Source organism: Hydrogenophaga sp. 2FB (assembly GCF_005503365.1).
Classification (GTDB): domain Bacteria; phylum Pseudomonadota; class Gammaproteobacteria; order Burkholderiales; family Burkholderiaceae_C; genus Hydrogenophaga.
On sequence record NZ_SCML01000035.1, the window covers coordinates 25,715 to 44,360 of the forward strand.

20 protein-coding genes are annotated in these 18,646 nt (G+C 66.6%); 18 read left to right on the forward strand and 2 right to left on the reverse strand.

Features of this window, described 5'->3' with window-relative positions:
- Positions 1-3: 3 nt before the first annotated feature.
- From rlmN to FFS09_RS19625, 14 genes are all read left to right on the forward strand, one after another.
- Positions 4-1,149, forward strand: coding sequence for a dual-specificity RNA methyltransferase RlmN (rlmN, locus tag FFS09_RS19560; RefSeq protein ID WP_137920579.1), 1,146 nt, complete (start codon positions 4-6; stop codon positions 1,147-1,149).
- Positions 1,146-1,979, forward strand: a complete 834-nt coding sequence (gene pilW, locus FFS09_RS19565) for a type IV pilus biogenesis/stability protein PilW (RefSeq protein ID WP_137920580.1) — start codon at positions 1,146-1,148, stop codon at positions 1,977-1,979. Before rlmN ends, pilW begins: the two co-directional genes overlap by 4 nt.
- Complete coding sequence (locus FFS09_RS19570; protein WP_137920581.1) at positions 1,972-2,874, forward strand: helix-turn-helix domain-containing protein; 903 nt, start codon at positions 1,972-1,974, stop codon at positions 2,872-2,874. Before pilW ends, FFS09_RS19570 begins: the two co-directional genes overlap by 8 nt.
- 2 nt (positions 2,875-2,876) lie before the next feature.
- Positions 2,877-4,166, forward strand: a complete 1,290-nt coding sequence (gene ispG, locus FFS09_RS19575; protein WP_137920582.1) for a flavodoxin-dependent (E)-4-hydroxy-3-methylbut-2-enyl-diphosphate synthase — start codon at positions 2,877-2,879, stop codon at positions 4,164-4,166.
- 29 nt (positions 4,167-4,195) lie between these two features.
- Entirely contained in the window at positions 4,196-5,500 is a 1,305-nt protein-coding gene (gene hisS, locus FFS09_RS19580; RefSeq protein WP_137920583.1) for a histidine--tRNA ligase, read from the forward strand.
- Between the two features lie 106 nt (positions 5,501-5,606).
- Positions 5,607-6,272: a YfgM family protein gene (locus FFS09_RS19585; protein WP_137920584.1), complete on the forward strand. Its 666-nt coding sequence runs from the start codon at positions 5,607-5,609 to the stop codon at positions 6,270-6,272.
- Positions 6,273-6,303: 31 nt separating this feature from the next.
- On the forward strand, positions 6,304-7,416 hold the full coding sequence (gene bamB, locus FFS09_RS19590) for an outer membrane protein assembly factor BamB (protein ID WP_252374435.1): 1,113 nt from the start codon (positions 6,304-6,306) through the stop codon (positions 7,414-7,416).
- A 49-nt stretch (positions 7,417-7,465) separates the two neighbouring features.
- Positions 7,466-8,800 (forward strand): ribosome biogenesis GTPase Der, encoded by a 1,335-nt coding sequence (der, locus tag FFS09_RS19595; RefSeq protein ID WP_137920586.1) that lies wholly within the window; start codon positions 7,466-7,468, stop codon positions 8,798-8,800.
- A 66-nt stretch (positions 8,801-8,866) separates the two neighbouring features.
- Entirely contained in the window at positions 8,867-9,136 is a 270-nt protein-coding gene (hfq, locus tag FFS09_RS19600) for an RNA chaperone Hfq (RefSeq protein ID WP_137920587.1), read from the forward strand.
- A gap of 79 nt (positions 9,137-9,215) precedes the next feature.
- Positions 9,216-10,400: a GTPase HflX gene (hflX, locus tag FFS09_RS19605; protein WP_252374436.1), complete on the forward strand. Its 1,185-nt coding sequence runs from the start codon at positions 9,216-9,218 to the stop codon at positions 10,398-10,400.
- Positions 10,401-10,446: 46 nt separating this feature from the next.
- Positions 10,447-11,832: an FtsH protease activity modulator HflK gene (hflK, locus tag FFS09_RS19610; protein ID WP_137920588.1), complete on the forward strand. Its 1,386-nt coding sequence runs from the start codon at positions 10,447-10,449 to the stop codon at positions 11,830-11,832.
- Positions 11,833-11,858: 26 nt separating this feature from the next.
- Positions 11,859-12,752: a protease modulator HflC gene (hflC, locus tag FFS09_RS19615; protein WP_137920589.1), complete on the forward strand. Its 894-nt coding sequence runs from the start codon at positions 11,859-11,861 to the stop codon at positions 12,750-12,752.
- Between the two features lie 36 nt (positions 12,753-12,788).
- Positions 12,789-12,977 carry a DUF2065 domain-containing protein gene (locus FFS09_RS19620; RefSeq protein ID WP_137920590.1) on the forward strand — a complete coding sequence of 63 codons (189 nt, stop codon included), beginning with the start codon at positions 12,789-12,791 and terminating at the stop codon, positions 12,975-12,977.
- 132 nt (positions 12,978-13,109) lie between these two features.
- Positions 13,110-14,168: a maleylacetate reductase gene (locus tag FFS09_RS19625; RefSeq protein WP_137920591.1), complete on the forward strand. Its 1,059-nt coding sequence runs from the start codon at positions 13,110-13,112 to the stop codon at positions 14,166-14,168.
- 34 nt (positions 14,169-14,202) lie between these two features.
- On the opposite strand, the gene FFS09_RS19630 is transcribed toward FFS09_RS19625, so the two are convergent.
- Complete coding sequence (locus FFS09_RS19630) at positions 14,203-14,682, reverse strand: GNAT family N-acetyltransferase (protein ID WP_137920592.1); 480 nt, start codon at positions 14,680-14,682, stop codon at positions 14,203-14,205.
- 19 nt (positions 14,683-14,701) lie between these two features.
- Entirely contained in the window at positions 14,702-15,631 is a 930-nt protein-coding gene (locus FFS09_RS19635; protein WP_137920593.1) for a LysR family transcriptional regulator, read from the reverse strand.
- A gap of 114 nt (positions 15,632-15,745) precedes the next feature.
- On the opposite strand from FFS09_RS19635, the gene FFS09_RS19640 reads away from it, so the two are divergent.
- The 4 genes from FFS09_RS19640 (at position 15,746) to FFS09_RS19655 (ending at position 18,643) form a co-directional block, all read left to right on the forward strand.
- Positions 15,746-16,597: an intradiol ring-cleavage dioxygenase gene (locus FFS09_RS19640; RefSeq protein ID WP_137920594.1), complete on the forward strand. Its 852-nt coding sequence runs from the start codon at positions 15,746-15,748 to the stop codon at positions 16,595-16,597.
- Entirely contained in the window at positions 16,594-16,896 is a 303-nt protein-coding gene (locus FFS09_RS19645) for a Dabb family protein (RefSeq protein ID WP_137920595.1), read from the forward strand. The genes FFS09_RS19640 and FFS09_RS19645 overlap by 4 nt, the downstream gene beginning before the upstream one ends.
- A gap of 29 nt (positions 16,897-16,925) precedes the next feature.
- The gene (locus tag FFS09_RS19650) at positions 16,926-17,561 is read left to right on the forward strand and encodes a nuclear transport factor 2 family protein (RefSeq protein WP_137920596.1); all 636 of its coding nucleotides are present in this window, start codon (positions 16,926-16,928) and stop codon (positions 17,559-17,561) included.
- A 65-nt stretch (positions 17,562-17,626) separates the two neighbouring features.
- A complete protein-coding gene (locus FFS09_RS19655; protein ID WP_171020104.1) occupies positions 17,627-18,643 on the forward strand; it encodes a Bug family tripartite tricarboxylate transporter substrate binding protein in 1,017 nt (338 codons plus the stop codon).
- The last annotated feature ends 3 nt before the right edge of the window (positions 18,644-18,646 follow it).

Here is an 18,646-nt window from a genome sequence, read left to right on the forward strand (position 1 = left end):
GGTATGACGGCCAATCTGCTCGATTTCGACCTCGAGGGTTTGGCCGCCTTTTGTGAGCAATTGGGCGAGAAGCGCTTTCGCGCCGTCCAACTGTTCCGCTGGATTCACCAGAAGGGGGCGTCGGACTTCGCACAGATGACCGACCTCGCGCGCAGCCTGCGCGACAAGCTCCCCGGCGTATGCGCCGTCACCGACCTTCCCGTGCTCTCGCGCCAGGACTCGGCCGACGGCACCATCAAGTGGCTCTTCGACGTGGGCGATGGCAATGCGGTGGAAACCGTGTTCATTCCCGAAGAGGACCGCGGCACGCTGTGCATTTCTTCCCAAGCGGGCTGCGCCGTCGGCTGCCGCTTCTGCTCCACGGGTCATCAGGGTTTTTCGCGCAACCTCACCACGGGTGAGATCCTGGCGCAGCTCTGGCATGCCGAACATTTCCTGCGACGCCACCTCAAGCGCAGCGAGCGCGTGATCACCAACGTGGTCATGATGGGCATGGGCGAGCCTTTGCAGAACTACAACGCGCTGGTGCCCGCGCTGCGCGTCATGCTCGACGATCACGGCTACGGACTTTCGCGCCGGCGTGTCACGGTCTCCACGTCGGGCGTGGTGCCGATGATCGACCGCCTCGCACAAGACTGTCCGGTGGCGCTCGCGGTATCGCTGCACGCGCCCAACGATCCGTTGCGCGACGATCTGGTGCCCCTGAACCGCAAGTACCCGTTGGCCGAGTTGTTGGACGCCTGTCTGCGTTACCTGCCGGCCGCGCCGCGCGACTTCATCACTTTCGAGTACTGCATGCTCGACGGCGTGAACGACCAACCCGAACATGCGCGCGAATTGCTGGCGCTGGTCAAGCAGCATGGCGAACGTGGCGTGTCCTGCAAGATCAACCTGATCCCGTTCAATCCTTTCCCCGATTCCGGGCTGACCTGTTCGCCGCGTGCCGTGGTGCAACGCTTCGGCCAGATGCTCAACGAAGGCGGCCTGGTGACCACGGTGCGCAAGACGCGCGGTGACGACATCGATGCCGCCTGCGGTCAGCTCGCGGGTGATGTGCTGGACCGCACCAACGCTGCACAACGGTTGGCGCAGCGGCGTCAGTCGACTGAGCGCCCGATCCGTTTCGTTCACAAGGACAAGCAGGCATGACTCACGCGACCCGCATCGGTTTTCTGCGTTTTCTTCTGGGACTGGGCGCCATGCTGGTCCTGGTGGCGGGTTGCGCGCACCCGTCGGGTGGGCCGGCCTCGGTGGCAGCCGCCGTGGCCAGCGGCACCGAGCCCATCACCGAGTCCGATGAGCCTGAAGTGCGCAAGCGCGCCCGCCTGCGCGTGGAGCTGGCCTCGAACTATTTCGCGCAGGGACAAACCACGGTGGCGCTTGACGAGATCAAGCTGGCATTGAATGCCGATCCGACCTATGCGCCGGCCTACACGCTGCGAGGTCTGGTCTATTCCCAGCTCAACGAATTCCGCCTGGCCGAAGACAGCTTCAAACGCGCCCAGCAGCTCAGCCCGCGCGACCCCGATGTGTTGCACCACTATGGGCTGTTCGTCTGCCAGCAAGGCCGCTACGCGCAGGCCGTGGAGCTGTTCCAGCAGGCCTTGGCCAGTCCCGTCTTTGGCGGCCAGGCGAAGACCTTGATGGCCAAGGGCGTGTGCCAGGTGCGCGCGGCCCAGTTCGCCGAGGCCGAGGGCAGCCTGGCGCGCTCGTACGAGCTGGATCCAGGCAACCCGATCACGGCTTACAACCTGGCGGCTCTGCAACTCAGGCGTGGCGAATACGCCAAGGCCCAGTTCATCATCCGACGTCTGAACAACAGCGAACTGGCCAACGCCGAAACCTTGTGGTTGGGCATCAAGGTGGAACAACGCATGAACAACCTGGAAGCGATGGCGCAGCTGGCGCAGCAACTGGGTCGGCGTTATCCCGATTCGCGCGAGTGGGCGTCGTACCAACGGAGAGCATTTGATGAATGAGGCGTTTGCCAGCGATGGAGGTCAGGTGACAGGCGAGGGCATTTCGCGCCCGGTGCTGCTGCGCACGGCGCGTGAGTCGGCCGGTTTGCACATTGCCGCGTTGGCGGCGGCGCTGAAGGTGCCGGTGCGCAAGCTCGAGGCGCTCGAAGCCGGGCGCTACGAAGAGCTGCCCGATCTCACGTTCGCGCGCGCCTTGGCGTCCAGCGCGTGCCGCCACCTCAAGGTCGATCCCGCGCCCGTCCTCGAACAGATTCCGAACCGCGTGGTGCGCGAACTGGGTGGATCGCGCCAGAAGATCAACGCGACCTTCCAGTCGGCCCAGGACCCTGGGCCCATCAACCCGGTGAGCTGGCTGTCGCGGCCTGCGCTGCTGGCGGCGATCGTGCTGTTGTTGGGGGCGCTGGTGATCCTGTTTTTGCCGCGCGTCGAAGACACGACGGCGTCCGTACAAGAGAGCGTGGCCGAGACGGTGACCCCTGCGGAACCCGCGGAGCCTGCTGAGCCGGTGCCGGCCCAGGAGCCCGAAGCGCCGGCCGCGCCCGCCATGGCCGACGGCAATGCGCCTGCAGGCGCCGCTGCTGGCGTGGCAACCACCGTGCCTGCGGCCCCGACAGCGGCGCCCGTATCACCCGCCACGGAGGCCGCGGCGCCGACGGCCACCGGCCTGCTGACCATCTCCGCCACCGGCGAGACCTGGATCGAAGTGGTCAATGGCGCGGGCAGCATGGTGATGCAGCGCGTGCTGAAGGCGGGCGACACGGTGGACTTCTCCACCGCGCCACCCTACAAGGTCGTGATCGGACGGGCCGACGCGGCGCAGGTCGCCGTGCGTGGCAAACCGTTCGACGTGACGGGCCTGTCGCGCAGCAACGTGGCCCGCTTCGAGGTGAAATGAACATGGACGTGAATGCACAGCCGGCTGGCTCCGCCACTTCTTGCGAGCCGATTCCCGTGTCGAAGCCGCAGGCCCGGCGTTCGAGGCAGGGCGTGGTGGTCTGGGGCAGCCATCGCGTGACCGTAGGCGGCGACGCACCGGTGCGGGTGCAGTCCATGACCAACACCGACACCGCTGACGCCATCGCCACCGCGATCCAGGTCAAGGAACTGGCCTTGGCGGGCTCGGAGCTCGTGCGCATCACGGTGAACAACGACGAAGCCGCCAAGGCCGTGCCTTACGTGCGCGAGCAGCTCGACCGCATGGGCGTGAACGTGCCCTTGATCGGCGACTTCCACTACAACGGCCACCGCCTGCTGACCGACCACCCGGCCTGTGCCGAGGCGCTCTCCAAGTACCGCATCAACCCCGGCAACGTGGGCCGCGGCGACAAGGGCGACCGCCAGTTCGCGCAGATGGTGGAGATCGCCGCGCGCCACGACAAGGCCATTCGCATCGGCGTCAACTGGGGCAGCCTGGACCAGGACCTGCTCGCGCGCCTGATGGATCAGAACGCCGCCCGCAGCCAGCCGTGGGATGCGAAACAGGTGATGTACGAAGCGCTGATCACCTCAGCGCTCGAGTCCGCGCGCAAGGCCGAAGAGATCGGGCTCAACGGCAACAACGTCATGCTGTCGTGCAAGGTCAGCAGCGTGCAGGACCTGATCGCCGTGTACCAGGCGTTGGCGCAGCGCTGCAACTACGCGCTGCACCTGGGGCTGACCGAAGCCGGCATGGGCACCAAGGGCGCGGTGGCGTCCGCCGTGGCGCTGTCGGTGCTGTTGCAGCAAGGCATTGGCGACACCATCCGCGTGTCCCTCACGCCGCAACCCGGCGAGGCGCGCACGCAGGAAGTGGTGATCGCGTCGGAAATCCTGCAGGCCCTGGGCCTGCGCGCCTTCGTGCCGTCGGTCACCGCCTGTCCGGGTTGTGGCCGCACCACCAGCACCACCTTCCAGGAACTGGCCAAGCAGATCGACGACTACCTGCGCAGCTCCATGCCGGTCTGGCGCGCGCGCTACCCTGGTGTGGAAAACCTCAAGGTGGCGGTGATGGGCTGCATCGTTAACGGCCCCGGCGAAAGCAAGCACGCCGACATCGGCATCAGCCTGCCGGGCACCGGCGAAGCGCCGGCCGCGCCGATCTTCATCGACGGGCAGAAGGCCATGACGCTGCGGGGTGCCGGCATCGCGCAAGAGTTCCAGCAGATCGTTGAAAACTACATCGAGAAAAAGTTCGGCACCACGGCTTGAGCCTGTGTGCAGCCGAGAGTGAGATCGCCATGGCAGAAAAACTGAGCGCCGTCAAAGGCATGAACGACATCGCCCCTCCCGCGTCCGCGCACTGGGAGTGGCTTGAAGAAAAACTGCGCACGCTGATGCGCCGCTACGGCTACCGCAACCTGCGCACGCCCATCGTCGAGCCCACCGCGCTGTTCGTGCGCGGCCTGGGCGAGGTGACCGACATCGTCGAGAAGGAGATGTACTCCTTCGAAGACCGGCTCAACGGTGAACAACTCACCTTGCGGCCCGAGAACACCGCCGGCGTGGTGCGCGCCGCGCTCGAACACTCGCTGCTGTACGACGGCGGCAAGCGCCTCTACTACATGGGCCCGATGTTCCGCCACGAGCGGCCGCAGCGCGGCCGCTACCGGCAGTTCCACCAGTTCGGCGCTGAAGCCCTGGGCTTTGCCGGGCCGGACGTGGATGCCGAGCTCATCGTGCTGGCGTGCGACCTGTGGGCCGAGCTGGGTCTCAAGGGTATCGAACTCGAAATCAACAGCCTGGGCCAGCCGCCCGAACGCCTGGCGCACCGGCAGGCGCTGATCGCCTACCTCGAAGCCCACATCGACCAGCTCGACGAGGAAGCAAAGCGCCGCCTGCACAGCAACCCGCTGCGCATCCTGGACACCAAGAACCCTGCCATGCAGGACCTGGTGAACGCCGCGCCGCGCCTGATGGACCACCTGGGCGCCGAGTCCCTCGACCACTTCAACCGCTTGCGCGGCCTGCTCGACGCGCACGGCATCGCCTACCGCATCAACCCGCGCCTGGTGCGCGGCATGGACTACTACAACCTCTCGGTCTTCGAATTCGTCACCACGCAACTCGGCTCGCAAGGCACGGTGTGCGCGGGTGGGCGTTACGACGGTCTGTTCGAGCAGATCGGCGGCAAGGCCGCACCGGCCGTGGGTTGGGCCCTGGGCATGGAGCGCATTCTCGAGTTGCTGAAAGAGCAAGGCCTGCTGCCCGAGCAACCCGCGCCCGACGCCTATGCCGTGGTGCCCGATGCGGCGCATGTGCCGCAGGTCATGCCCGTGCTGCGCGCGTTGCGCCAACGGGGCGTGAACGTGCAGATGCACGCGGGTGGCGCCGATGGCATGGGCAGCATGAAGTCGCAGTTCAAGAAGGCCGATGCCAGTGGCGCACGCTTTGCGTTGATCTTCGGCGAGCAGGAAATGCAGCAGGGATCGGTGGCGCTCAAACCGCTGCGCGGCCCCCGCACCGACACGCCTACCGAAGCCGCTCAGAGCCTGCTGCCGCTGGCAGCCGTGGCCGACTGGGCGGCACGGCTGCGCGCAGCCTGAATATCCGCAGATTCGCACCGGGTGACCCCAGGGCAGGGCGCCCGGGCCACCCGCCTACAATGCCCCGTTGCGCGCACTGCGCACGGACTCCAAGCAGAACATCCACATGGCCAAACACCTCGACCTCGAAGAGCAGGAACAGCTCGACCAGATCAAACACTTCTGGGCGCAGTACGGCAACCTCATCAGCTGGGTGCTCATCGTCGTTTTCGGCTCGTTCGCGGCCTGGAACGGCTGGAACTATTGGCAACGCTCGCAAGGCGTCAAGGCCGCTGCGCTCTACGACGAAGTGGACCGCGCCGCCCTCGCGAACGACGCCCAGCGCATGGAGCGCGCACTCGCCGACATGCAGTCCAACTTCGGTGGCACCACCTACGCCAGCCAGGCCGCGCTGCTGGCCAGCAAGACGCTGTTCGATGCCGGCCAGGTGGACAAGGCCCGCGCCGCGCTGACCTGGGCCGCCGACAAATCCGGTGAAGATTCCTACAAGGCCCTGGCGCGCTTGCGCCTGGCCGCGCTGGACATCGAATCCAAGGCCTTTGACCAGGCTCTCAAGACGCTGGAAGCCCCCGTGCCCAAATCGTTCGAGCCCCTGGTGGCCGATCGCCGCGGCGACGTGTTCATGGCCCAAGGCAAAGCCGACGAAGCCAAGACCCAGTACACCAATGCCTGGAAGGCTCTGGGCGAGCGCGCTGAATACCGGCGTCTCGTCGAAGTCAAGCTCGCCGCGCTCGGCGTGGATGTCTCCAGCCTGACCCCTACCGTGCCTTGAATCCATGTCCCATAGCACCTACCGCCATTCCATGAGTCGCGCTCTTTCCCTGCTGGCCACCGCTCTGGTGGTGGCTGCCTGTTCGTCGAGCCCCAAGAAGCCGCAGCCCACGCCACTGGCGCCGGCAGCCGCGCTCATGGGCACGCAACTCGCGTGGTCTGCCCAGGTGGGGCAGAGTGGCGTGTCGCTGGTGCCCCATGTGGCGGGCGGGCGTGTCTTCGTGGCGGGCAACGCCGGCGTCGTGGCTGCGCTGGACGCGGCCACGGGCAAGGACGTCTGGCGCCTGAATCTGGGCACGCCGATCGCGGCGGGCGTGGGTTCCGACGGTCAAACCGCGGCCGTGATCACGGGCAACAACCAGTTGGTGGCCATCGCCGACGGCAGCGAACGCTGGCGTGTGCGCATGCCGGCACGCTCCTTCACCGCGCCCCTGGTGGCCGGTGGGCGCGTGTTCGTGCTGTCGGCCGACCGCGCGGTCCTGGCCTTTGACGGCAAGACCGGCGCACGGTTGTGGACCCAGAGCCGCCCCGCCGAGCCGCTGGTGCTGAGCCAGACCGGCGCGCTGCTGGCCGTTGGCGACACCCTGGTGGCTGGCCTCGCAGGCCGGCTCACGGGCCTGAACCCCGACAACGGTGCGGTGCGCTGGGAAACCCCGGTGGCCACGTCGCGTGGCACCAACGAGGTGGAGCGTCTCGTGGACGTCGTCGGCCCGGTCAGCCGCATCGGCAACAACGTCTGCGCGCGCGCCTACTCGGCCGCTGTCGGCTGCGTGGACGCCAGCCGCGGCACCCCGGTCTGGACCCGCGCGGCGCAGGGCACCACCGGTGTGCATGGCGACGACCGGCTGGTGTTCGGCAGCGAAACCGATGGCCGCTTCCTGGCCTGGCAGCGCGCCAATGGCGAGCCCGCCTGGAGCATTGACCGCCTGAAGTACCGCAGCCTGAGTGCGCCGCTGGCGCTGGGCCGTGTGGTGGCCGTGGGCGATGGCAGTGGCATCGTCCACCTCATCTCGCGCGAAGACGGCAGCGAAATGACCCGCCTGACCACCGATGGCTCGGCCATCCTCGCCGCCCCGGCGCTCGCCGGCGATGCGCTGGTGGTGCAAACGCGCAACGGCGGCGTGTTCGCCTGGCGCCCCCAGTAATGCATGTCACGGACGCCGTGTTCGTGACCCTCTGAACGAAAGCTTGTCCGTGAAACCCGTCATCGCCCTGGTGGGCCGCCCCAATGTGGGCAAATCCACCCTGTTCAACCGCCTGACGAGTTCACGCGACGCCATCGTGGCCGACTTTGCCGGCCTCACCCGCGACCGCCACTACGGCAACGGCCGCCAAGGCAAGCGCGAGTACATCGTCATTGATACCGGTGGCTTCGAGCCCAAGGCGAGCGAGGGCATCTACAAGGAGATGGCCAAGCAGACCCGCCAGGCCGTGGCCGAGTCCGATGTGGTCATTTTTGTCGTCGATGCGCGCGCCGGCATCAATGCCCAGGATCACGAAATCGCGGGTTACCTGCGCCGTCTGGGGAAACCCACCCTGCTCGTGGCCAACAAGGCCGAGGGCATGACCGAAGGCGTGCAGCTGGTGGAGTTCTTTGAACTCGGCTTGGGTGAGGTTATGCCCGTGTCCGGCGCGCATGGACAGGGCATTCGCACCATGCTCGACACCGCCATGGAGCGCATTCCCGGCCTGCCACCGGAAGACCAGGAGGAGTCCGAACTCGAGACGGGCGTGATCCGCCTGGCCGTCGCAGGGCGACCCAACGTCGGCAAGTCCACCCTGATCAACGCCTGGCTGGGCGAAGAACGCCTGGTGGCCTTCGACCTGCCCGGCACCACGCGCGATGCCATTGCCGTGCCGTTCGAGCGCTCGGGCCAGAAGTTCGAGTTGATCGACACGGCGGGCATCCGCAAAAAAGGCAAGGTGTTCGAGGCCATCGAGAAATTCTCGGTGGTGAAGACCCTGCAAGCGATCGAGAATGCCCACGTCGTCCTGCTGTTGCTCGACGCCACGCAGGGCGTGACCGACCAGGACGCGCACATTGCCGGCTACATCCTGGAGAGTGGCCGCGCCGTGGTGATCGCCATCAACAAATGGGACGCGGTGGACGCCTACCAGCGCCAGCAGATCGAGCGCCAGATCGAAACCCGCCTGGCGTTTCTGAAATTCGCCTCGCTGCACCTCATCTCGGCGCAGAAGCGCCAGGGCCTGGGGCCGGTCTGGAAGTCCATCACGCAGGCGCACGCCTCGGCCATGCGCAAGATGTCCACGCCGGTGCTCACGCGTTTGCTGATGGAGGCGGTGGCGTTTCAGGCGCCCATCCGCACGGGCATGTTCCGGCCCAAGATGCGCTATGCCCACCAGGGTGGCATGAACCCGCCCGTGATCGTGATCCACGGCAATTCGCTCGAAAAGGTGCCCGACGCCTACACGCGTTTCCTCGAAGGGCGTTTTCGCAAGGCCTTCGACCTGGTGGGAACGCCGCTGCGCATCGAGTTCAAGACCTCGGCCAATCCCTTTAAGGAGTAGGAATTCGGCTTCAGCGGCGGGTGCGTACCGACGCTGTGGTATGGTCCATTCCTCATTAACAATCTTTTGAACACGGAGCATATCGTGAGCAATAACAAAGGCCAACTCTTGCAAGACCCCTTCCTGAACCAGCTTCGCAGGGAGCATGTGCCGGTTTCGATCTATCTGGTCAACGGCATCAAGCTTCAGGGTCAGATCGAGTCTTTCGACCAGTACGTCGTGTTGCTGCGCAACACCGTCACGCAAATGGTCTACAAGCACGCGATTTCCACCATCGTGCCGGGCCGCCCGGTGCAATTCTCGGCCGTCGGCACGGACGAGCCGGCTGGCTCCTGAGCCCGCATCTGAATCCCATTCGGCCCGTGCAGCCGTGCTGCCGGGGCAGCAACGCCGCGCGCGTCGCTGTTGAAACGATTTGAATTCTCCTGCCACTGCTCTGTCCTCCGCGCCCTCGGTCATTCTGGTGGGCGTGGATTTCGGTGAGCCTCATTTCGATGCCGGCCTCGAAGAGCTGGGCTTGTTGGCGCAGACCGCCGGCTACACCGTGGCCGAGCGCGTCAGCTGCAAGCGGCGCGCGCCCGATCCGGCCTTGTTCGTCGGCTCCGGCAAGGCCGATGAAATCAAGATGCTCAGCCAATCGACCGGCGCCACCGAGGTGCTGTTCGATCAATCGCTGAGCCCCGCGCAACAGCGCAACCTGGAGCGCCACCTGGGCGTGCCGGTGAACGACCGCACGCTGCTCATCCTGGAAATCTTCGCGCAGCGCGCGCGCAGCCACGAGGGCAAGTTGCAGGTCGAGCTGGCGCGTCTGCAGTACCTCTCCACGCGCCTGGTGCGGCGCTGGTCGCACCTGGAGCGCCAGAGCGGTGGCATCGGCATGCGCGGCGGGCCTGGTGAAACCCAGATCGAACTGGACCGCCGCATGATCGGCGACGCCATCAAGCGCACCAAGGAGCGGCTGGAGAAGGTCAAGAAGCAGCGCTCCACCCAGCGCCGCCAGCGCGAGCGCCGCGACACCTTCTCGATTTCGCTGGTGGGCTACACCAACGCGGGCAAGTCCTCGCTGTTCAATGCGCTGGTGAAGGCCCGCGCCTACGCGGCCGATCAACTGTTCGCCACCCTGGACACCACCACGCGCCAGCTCTACCTCGGTGAGGCAGGGCGCTCGGTATCCCTGTCGGACACCGTAGGGTTTATCCGCGACCTGCCGCACGGCCTGGTCGACGCCTTCGCCGCCACGCTGCAGGAAGCGGCCGATGCCGATTTGCTGCTCCACGTGGTCGATGCGTCCAACCCTTCGCACCCCGAGCAGATCGCCTCGGTGCTCGGTGTGTTGCGCGACATCGGGGCGGATCACGTGCCGCAGATCCTGCTCTTCAACAAGCTCGACGCCATGGACCCCGCCAACGTGCCGCGTTTGTTGACCGATGCGATGGAACTGGAAGGCCAGTCCGTGCCTCGTATCTTCGTGAGCGCGCAGACGGGCGCCGGTTTGCCCGAGTTGCGAGCGATGCTGTCCGCGCGCGTGCTGGCGCAGAAGATGGGGGTTGACCCGCAAGGCTCGGAGCCGCTGCCGGAAAACGGCGAACCGGTGTCTTGATTGGGCACAATGTGATGGTTTTGAATCGACAACGAGTTGCTACGACATGGACGTGAATCTGCACAACCCTGCCCGCGGCGCTGAATCAGCGTCTCGCCCTGTTCGCCGCGCTGGCTGGCGCCGACTGTGGGGCATGTTCAATCTGAACGATCCGCGCTGGGGCCGTGGCGAAGAGGGGTCGAAGGACGGGCAGGAGCCCGGTCGCGACGACGAGCGCAATGCACAGCGTCCCCCACCGCGCGGGCAGGGCCCGAACGACGGCCCACCCGATCTGGACGAACTCTGGCGCGATCTCAACCGAAAGCTCGGCGGCCTGCTCGGCAACAAGGGCCGAGGCGGTGGCAATGGCTCCAACGGCAACGGCGGTGGCGGCATGCCCGGTTTCAACCCGAATCCCAAGACCACGGGCATCGGCGCGGGCCTCATCGGCGCCGTGGCGGTGTTGATCTGGTTGGGCACCGGCTTCTTCATCGTGCAGGAAGGCCAGCAGGCGGTCATCACCCAGTTCGGCAAGTACCACAGCTCGGTGGGCGCCGGTTTCAACTGGCGTTTGCCGTACCCCATCCAGCGCCACGAGACCGTCTTCGTCACGCAGATCCGCTCGGTGGACGTGGGCCGCGACAACGTCGTGCCGGCCACCGGCTTGCGCGAATCGGCCATGCTGACCGAAGACGAGAACATCGTCGAAATCAAGTTCGCGGTGCAGTACCGCCTGAACGACGCGCGCGCCTTCCTGTTCGAAAGCCGCGACCCCGATGCCGCGGTCGTGAAGGTCGCCGAAACGGCGGTGCGCGAAGTGGTCGGCAAGATGAAGATGGATGCGGCGCTCGCCGAAGAGCGCGACCAGATCGCGCCACGCGTGCGCACCCTGATGCAAGCCATCCTCGACCGCTACAAGGTCGGTATCGAGGTGGTGGGCATCAACATGCAGCAGGGCGGTGTGCGCCCGCCCGAACAGGTGCAATCGGCGTTCGACGACGTGCTCAAGGCCGGCCAGGAGCGCGAGCGCGCCAAGAACGAAGCCCAGGCCTATGCCAACGACGTGGTGCCGCGCGCACGCGGTGCGGCCTCGCGCCTGACCGAAGAAGCCGAAGGCTACCGCGCCCGCATCGTGGCGCAGGCCGAAGGTGATTCGCAGCGCTTCCGCTCGGTGTTGGCCGAGTACCAGAAGGCACCCCAGGTCACCCGCGAGCGCATGTACACCGATGCCATGCAGGAGATCTACAGCAACGTGACCAAGATCCTGGTGGACTCCAGGTCGGGCTCCAACCTGCTGTACCTGCCGCTGGACAAGCTCATGCAGGTGACAGGGCAGACCGCGCCGGCGGCTTCCTCGTCCAGCGCTCCCACACCGAGCCCCAGCACCGTCCCCGCGCCGTCCAGCCGCATCCCGGACAACGCCGCGCGTTCGCGCGAGCGTGAAAGCCGCTGAACGGCGCCAGCGATCAGAGAAGCAACATGAACAAACTCGGTTTCATCATCACATCTCTCATCGTGGTCCTGGCCATCGCCAGCTCCACGCTGTTCGTGGTGGACCAGCGCCAGTTCGGCGTGGTCTTCCAGTTGGGGCAGATCAAGCGGGTCGTCACCGAACCCGGCCTGAACTTCAAGATGCCGCCGCCATTCCAGAACGTGTCCTACATCGACAAGCGCCTGCTGACGCTGGAGAGCACCGACACCGAACCCACGCTCACCGCCGAAAAGCAGCGCGTGGTGATCGACTGGTACGTGCGCTGGCGCATCAGCGAGCCGCAGGAATACATCCGCAACGTGGGTGTCAACGAACGTGCGGGCGCTTTGCAACTCAACCGCGTGGTGCGCAACTCCTTCCAGCAGGAAGTCAACAAGCGCACTGTGAACGAACTGCTGTCCACGCGCCGTGAAGAACTCATGGCCGACGTCAAGCGCGAGGTGCTGGCCGCCGTGCGCGGTGCGGACAAGCCCTGGGGCATGGACGTGGTGGATGTGCGAATCACGCGCGTCGACTACGCCGAGAGCATCACCGCATCGGTCTACCAGCGCATGGAAGCCGAGCGCAAGCGCGTGGCCAACGAGCTTCGCTCCACCGGTTTTGCCGAAGGCGAAAAGATCCGCGCCGACGCCGACCGCCAGCGCGAGGTGATCGTCTCGCAGGCCTACCGCGATGCGCAGCTGATCAAGGGTGCGGGCGATGCCAAGGCCGCAGGCCTGTTCGGCGATGCCTTCGGGCGCGACCCGGCCTTCGCGCAGTTCTACCGCAGCCTGGACGCGTACAAGGCCAGCTTTGCCAGCAAGTCCGACGTGCTGGTGGTCGATCCGTCGTCCGACTTTTTCAAGGGCATGCGCAGCAGCAACCTCGCGCCGGCACGATGAGGCCGCTGCGCTGAAGGCGCGAGCTTCTTCCCATCCATGTCGTCCGATCCGTTGTGGCTCGCGCTGGCCTTGGTGCTGGTCTTCGAAGGCCTGCTGCCTTTGCTGGCGCCGACCCTGTGGCGCCGCGTTTTCACCGACATGATGCGGCTGCGTGACGGGCAGTTGCGCTTCTTTGGGCTGATCAGCGTGGGCAGCGGGTTGCTGCTCTGGTGGTTGTTGGCCTGATCCGGCTCCGCGTGCGTTGCGCCGCTTTCCCGCTGACGGAAAACTGATTTTCAGCGCCTTCCAGCACGCGCTCATGGCCGCAGACGCTGCCATCATCCCGATGCACGACGCATCACGAACGGGGTGAGAGCCATGAAATCCTTTGTCTACCAGAACCTGCCGGCGCGCGTGGTCTTTGGTGCCGGCTCGCTGGCCCAACTGCCGCGCGAGATGGACGCGCTGGGCGCTGCGCGCGCGCTGGTGCTCAGCACGCCTGGGCAGCGCGCCCTGGCCGAACGAGTGGCGGGCCTGCTGGGCGAGCGTGCCGCCGGCATCTTCGACCGCGCCGTGATGCACGTGCCGATCGAGACCGCGCGGGAAGCCCGCGAGGTGGCACGCCAGTTGGGCGCCGACTGCGCGGTCGCCATCGGCGGCGGCTCCACCACCGGCCTGGGCAAGGCCATCGCGCTCGACTCGGGTCTGCCCATCGTGGCCATTCCCACCACCTACGCGGGCTCGGAGATGACACCCATCTACGGCATCACCGAAGCCGGCCTGAAGAAAACCGGGAAGGACCCGCGCGTGCTGCCGCGCACGGTGCTCTATGACCCCGAGCTGTCCCTGGGCTTGCCCGTGGCTTTGAGCGTGACCAGCGGCATCAACGCGATCGCGCACGCGGCCGAGGGCCTGTACGCGGCGGACAGCAACCCCATCACCGACCTGATGGCCGAAGAGGGCATCGCCGCGCTGGGTCGCGCGCTGCCGCGCATCCACGCGCAGCCGACGGATGCCGAGGCGAGGTCGGACGCGCTCTACGGCGCCTGGCTCTGCGGCACCGTGCTGGGCGCGGTGGGCATGGGCTTGCACCACAAGCTCTGCCACACGCTGGGTGGCAGCTTCAACCTGCTGCACGCCGAGACGCACACCATCGTGCTGCCGCACGCACTGGCCTACAACGCGGCGTCAGCACCGCAGGCCATGGCGCGAATCCGCCGGGCCCTCGGCGGCGCGAGCGCGGCGCAGGCGGTGCACGACCTTGCGAAGGCCCATGGCGCGCCGGTGGCGCTGAGGGACATCGGCATGAAGGCGCAAGACCTGGACAAGGCCTGCGACATCGCGATGAGCCACCAGTACCCGAACCCGAGGCCGCTGGAGCGGGCGGCGATTCGGCGGTTGTTGCAGGATGCGTTCGAGGGTGTGAGGCCGAGCTGAATGCGGCGAGTCACCCGTTGCAATAGCGAGGTGCTCAGACCGCAACCCGCGACAGAAGGAGCTTGCGCATCAACGCGTTCGGTATGGTCACACCCGAGCGCACGGGAAAGCGCAATTCCACGATGTCGAACCCGAAGCGGGCGAAGAAGGGTTGTGCGGTCTTGCTGACGTCCGCCGTGAGTTCGGTGATGCCCAGGTACGCTGCCTCTTCATGAATCCGCTCCATGAGCAGACGGCCCACGCCCTGGCGCGGGAAGTCGGCGGACACGAAGAAGTGATCGATGTAGCCGCCGGGTTGCACATCGGCGTAGCCCGCGATCACGCCATCGACCTCGGCCACGAAGGGCCGAAGGTGGCGCATCTTGATGGCCCATGGCCCGGGATCGTGCCGCAGGGGCGCCCAGGCGTGGATCTGTTCGGGCGTGTAGTCGCGCGAGGCGATGCGGTGGATGGCCTCGTGGTGCACGCGGTAAAGAGCGGCTTCGTCGCCGGTCTGAAAAGGGCGGATGTTCATGCGAGAGCCTGCGCTGCGATCAATACACCGGGAACCGCCCCGTCCACTTGCGCTCGTAGTCCATCTTCTCGAAGTGCGCGGCCATGAAGTCGATGAAGGTGCGCACCTTGGCGCTGAGGTGTTTGCGGCTGGGGTAGGCGAGGTTGACGGTGAGGCGGGGCAGGTCCCAGTCGTCGAGCATGGGCACCAGGCGGCCGGCGACGATGTCGTCGTAGACGATGTAGCTGGGCTGGATCAGGATGCCCATGCCGTCGAGCGCGGCGGCGCGCAGGATCTGGCCGTCGTTGCTTTCCAGCAGGCCTTTCACGTGGATGGCCTGCTGTTCGCCTTCGCGCGTGAAGCGCAGCTCGTTGGGGTTGTTGGCGTGGGTGTAGATCAGCAGCTTGTGCCGGTGCAGGTCGTCGATCTCGCGCGGCACGCCATGGCGCGACAGGTAGGCCGGCGAGGCCACCAGGATGCGCCGCGTGCCCGCGAGGCGGCGGATGGTGATGTTGCTGTCGGGCTCGACTTCGCGGTTGCGGATGGCGACGTCGATGTTGTTGTCGATGATGTCCAGGTAGCGGTTGGCCGCTTCCACGTGCACCGACACGTTGGGGTAGCGGTCGGTGTATTCGCGCAGCAGCGGCGCGATGTGGTGCATGGAGAACGAGAGCGACGCCGTGATGCGCAGCACCCCGGTGGGGTTGAGCGCGGCCGCGTTCACGGTGGACTCGGCGTCGCGCAGGTCGCTCAGGATGGCGCGCGAGCGCTGGAAGAACTCCTGGCCCGTTTCCGTGAGGTACAGGCGGCGCGTGTTGCGCTCCACCAGCCGCACGCCCAGGCGTGTCTCCAGCGCGGCCAGGTGGCGGCTCGCGCTCGCGTTGGACAAATTGAGCAGTTCGGCCGCGCGGCTCAGGCTGCCCGTCTCGGCCACGTGCACGAACAGTTCGATCTCGGTCCAGCGGTCCATCGGTCTATCGTCTCCTCTTCTCTATTGCGCCTGGCGAAAAAGTCATTTTTGCCTCAGGTCTTTTTCTCGGTCGCTCGTCGCCGTACATTGTGCCGGCACTCCCGGAGACCCCACTTGAAAAACCTCGACCAGTACAACATCACCCAGGCAGTGCTCGCGCGCATGGCGAACACGCCGGACCCGCGCCTGAAGCAGATCATGACCAGCCTGGTGCAGCACCTGCACGCCTTCGCGCGCGAGGTGAAGCTGACCGAGGCCGAATGGAAAGCCGGCATCGACTTCCTCACCGCCACCGGCCACATGTGCACCGAGCAGCGCCAGGAGTTCATCCTGCTGTCGGACACGCTGGGCCTGTCCATGCTCACCGTGGCGATGAACAACGACAAGCCCGCGGGCTGCACCGAGGCCACGGTGTTCGGTCCCTTCCACGTGGAAGGCGCACCGCACTACGAGCACGGCGCGGACGTGGCCAACGGCGCGGCGGGCACACCTTGCCTGGTGCGCGGCAGCGTGCGCGGGCTCGATGGTGAACCGGTGGCCGATGCGGTGATCGACGTGTGGCAAGCCGATGCCGAAGGCCTGTACGACGTGCAGCGCAGCGACCTGCCGCAAGCCCAGGGCCGTGGCGTTCTGCGCAGCGGCGCCGATGGCCGTTTTCATTTCCGCAGCGTGGTGGCCGAGCCGTACCCGATTCCCGACGATGGCCCCGTGGGCGATATGCTGCGCGCCACCGGCCGCCACCCATGGCGCCCCGCGCACCTGCATTTCATGATCCAGGCGCCCGGTTACGAAACGCTGGTGACGCACGTGTTCCGCGAGGGCGGCGAGTACCTCGACTCCGACGCCGTGTTCGGCGTGCGCCAGTCGCTGGTGGCCGACTGGGTGCGGCAGCCCGATGGCACCTGCACGCTGGACTTTCACTTCGTGCTCAACCGGGCCAAGCCCACCACCGCGCGCGCCGCATGATCAAGCACATCGTCATGTGGAACGTGCAGGGCGAGACCGCATTGGCCAAGGCGCACAACGCACAACGGCTCAAGCGCGCGTTCGAAGGACTGCGCGAGCAGATCCCCGGGCTGCTGCGGCTGGAGATCGGCCTGGACGAGAGCGGCGTGAATTACGCCTGCGATGCCGTGCTCTACGCCGAGTTCGAGTCGCGCCAGGCCCTGGCCGACTACGCCGACCACCCCGCGCACACCCGCGTGCGCCATGAACTGGAGGGCGTGCGCACCGCGCGCCACCAGGTCGATTTCGAAACCCTTTGAATGACCGCTACCACCCGAGGAGACGACGAATGATCGAACAACAACTGAAAGACGAACTGCAGATCCGCCAGATGGTGGAGCGCTGGGCCGTGTGGCGCGACGCCGGTGACTGGGCGCGCTTTGCCACCGTGTGGCACCCGCAGGGCGTGATGATGGCCACCTGGTTCCAGGGCCCGTTCGCCGAGTTCATCCGCGTCACACAGGAAGGCTGGGCCAAGGGCGTGAGCATCCTGCACTTTCTGGGCGGCTCGGCGGTGGAAGTCGCGGGCGACCGCGCCATCGCGCAGACCAAGATGACCATCTCGCAGCGCGGCATGGTCGAGGGCGAGAACGGCCCGGTGCTGTGCGACGTGGTCTGCACCGGCCGCTTCTACGACTTCGTGGTGCGCGAAGCAGGCGAATGGAAGTTGCTGCACCGCCAGCCCATCTACGAAAAAGACCGCATCGACCCGGTCGACTCCACGGCGGTGCTCGCGCTGGACCAGCAGGCCCTGGCCAAGATGCCCGAGGGCTATCGCCACCTCGCCTACATCCAGACCCGCATCGGCTACACGGTGAAGATGGACATGCCCATGCTCAAGGGGGCGGAGGTCGACGAGCTCTACCGGCGCGGTGCGCGCTGGCTCGCCGGTGGCGCATTGGAGCGCGACGTGAACCCGGTCTGAGTTTCATGCGGCGGGCGCGGGCCGCTGTCACCACCGCGCCAGACACCACAACAAGGAGACAAGACATGAACGCATTCGATCCGACATGCGGGGGACCGGCTTCGCCGTTTCGCCGCCAACTGCTCGTCGCCGTGCCGGCCGCCGCGCTCGCCTCCATGGCCCCGGTGGCCTGGGCGCAGGCCGATTTCCCGAGCCGGCCCCTGCGCGTGATCGTGCCGCAGCCACCCGGTGGCGGTTTCGATTTCGTGGGCCGCGCGCTGGCCGACCGACTGGCCCAGCCGCTGGGCCAGGCCGTGGTGGTGGAGAACCGCACCGGCTCGGGCACGGTGGTGGGCACCGACGCGGCCGCCAAGGCCACGCCCGATGGCTACACGCTGCTCACCGGCTCGGTGTCGAACATGGTCCTGAACATGGGCCTGTACAAGAGCCTCTCGTACGACAGCTTGAAGGACTTCGAGCCCGTGGGCCTGGCCGTGAGCTACAGCTACACGCTGCTGGCGCGCAACGGCCTGCCGTTCAACAACCTGGCCGAGCTGGTGGCCCACGCCAAGGCCCACCCCGGCAAGCTCACCTACGCCTCGGCGGGCAACGGTTCCGGCCAGCACGTGCTGGCGGCCGCGCTGTGGAGCCTGGCCGGCGTGGACATCGTGCACGTGCCTTATCGGGGCGCACAGCCGGCCTACGCCGACCTGCTGGGCGACCGGGTGGACCTGTTCTTCGATCTCACGCCCACCACGCGCGCGCACGTCGATACCGGCAAGCTCAAGGCCATCGTGGTCTCCAGCGCCGCGCGCAACCCCATGCAGCCCAACGTGCAGACGATCAACGAGTCCGGCACGGTCAAGCTCGAATTGGAGTCGTGGTTCGGTTATTTCGCGCCGAGCAAGACGCCGCCCGACGTGCTCAAGCGCCTGCGCGCCGAATTGGCGAAAATCATCGCTACACCCGAACTGCAGGAAACCTTCCGCAAGGCGGGTGGGTCGCCCATGAACATCAGCGTGGCCGACACCAAGACCATGCTGGCACGTGATGTGCAGCGCTGGACCGGCCTCATCCGGGCGGCCAACATCAGCCTGGACTGACCT

What these genes read in the sequence shown, in the direction of transcription:
- FFS09_RS19630 (WP_137920592.1), bottom strand. Translation starts at nt 14,682, where the DNA reads ATGAACATCCGCCCTTTTCAGACCGGCGACGAAGCCGCTCTTTACCGC.
- FFS09_RS19625 (WP_137920591.1), top strand. Translation starts at nt 13,110, where the DNA reads ATGAAATCCTTTGTCTACCAGAACCTGCCGGCGCGCGTGGTCTTTGGT.
- FFS09_RS19570 (WP_137920581.1), top strand. Translation starts at nt 1,972, where the DNA reads ATGAATGAGGCGTTTGCCAGCGATGGAGGTCAGGTGACAGGCGAGGGC.
- FFS09_RS19650 (WP_137920596.1), top strand. Translation starts at nt 16,926, where the DNA reads ATGATCGAACAACAACTGAAAGACGAACTGCAGATCCGCCAGATGGTG.
- hflK (WP_137920588.1), top strand. Translation starts at nt 10,447, where the DNA reads ATGGACGTGAATCTGCACAACCCTGCCCGCGGCGCTGAATCAGCGTCT.
- FFS09_RS19655 (WP_171020104.1), top strand. Translation starts at nt 17,627, where the DNA reads ATGAACGCATTCGATCCGACATGCGGGGGACCGGCTTCGCCGTTTCGC.
- hisS (WP_137920583.1), top strand. Translation starts at nt 4,196, where the DNA reads ATGGCAGAAAAACTGAGCGCCGTCAAAGGCATGAACGACATCGCCCCT.
- pilW (WP_137920580.1), top strand. Translation starts at nt 1,146, where the DNA reads ATGACTCACGCGACCCGCATCGGTTTTCTGCGTTTTCTTCTGGGACTG.
- ispG (WP_137920582.1), top strand. Translation starts at nt 2,877, where the DNA reads ATGGACGTGAATGCACAGCCGGCTGGCTCCGCCACTTCTTGCGAGCCG.
- rlmN (WP_137920579.1), top strand. Translation starts at nt 4, where the DNA reads ATGACGGCCAATCTGCTCGATTTCGACCTCGAGGGTTTGGCCGCCTTT.
- bamB (WP_252374435.1), top strand. Translation starts at nt 6,304, where the DNA reads ATGAGTCGCGCTCTTTCCCTGCTGGCCACCGCTCTGGTGGTGGCTGCC.
- hflC (WP_137920589.1), top strand. Translation starts at nt 11,859, where the DNA reads ATGAACAAACTCGGTTTCATCATCACATCTCTCATCGTGGTCCTGGCC.
- FFS09_RS19645 (WP_137920595.1), top strand. Translation starts at nt 16,594, where the DNA reads ATGATCAAGCACATCGTCATGTGGAACGTGCAGGGCGAGACCGCATTG.
- FFS09_RS19620 (WP_137920590.1), top strand. Translation starts at nt 12,789, where the DNA reads ATGTCGTCCGATCCGTTGTGGCTCGCGCTGGCCTTGGTGCTGGTCTTC.
- FFS09_RS19635 (WP_137920593.1), bottom strand. Translation starts at nt 15,631, where the DNA reads ATGGACCGCTGGACCGAGATCGAACTGTTCGTGCACGTGGCCGAGACG.
- FFS09_RS19585 (WP_137920584.1), top strand. Translation starts at nt 5,607, where the DNA reads ATGGCCAAACACCTCGACCTCGAAGAGCAGGAACAGCTCGACCAGATC.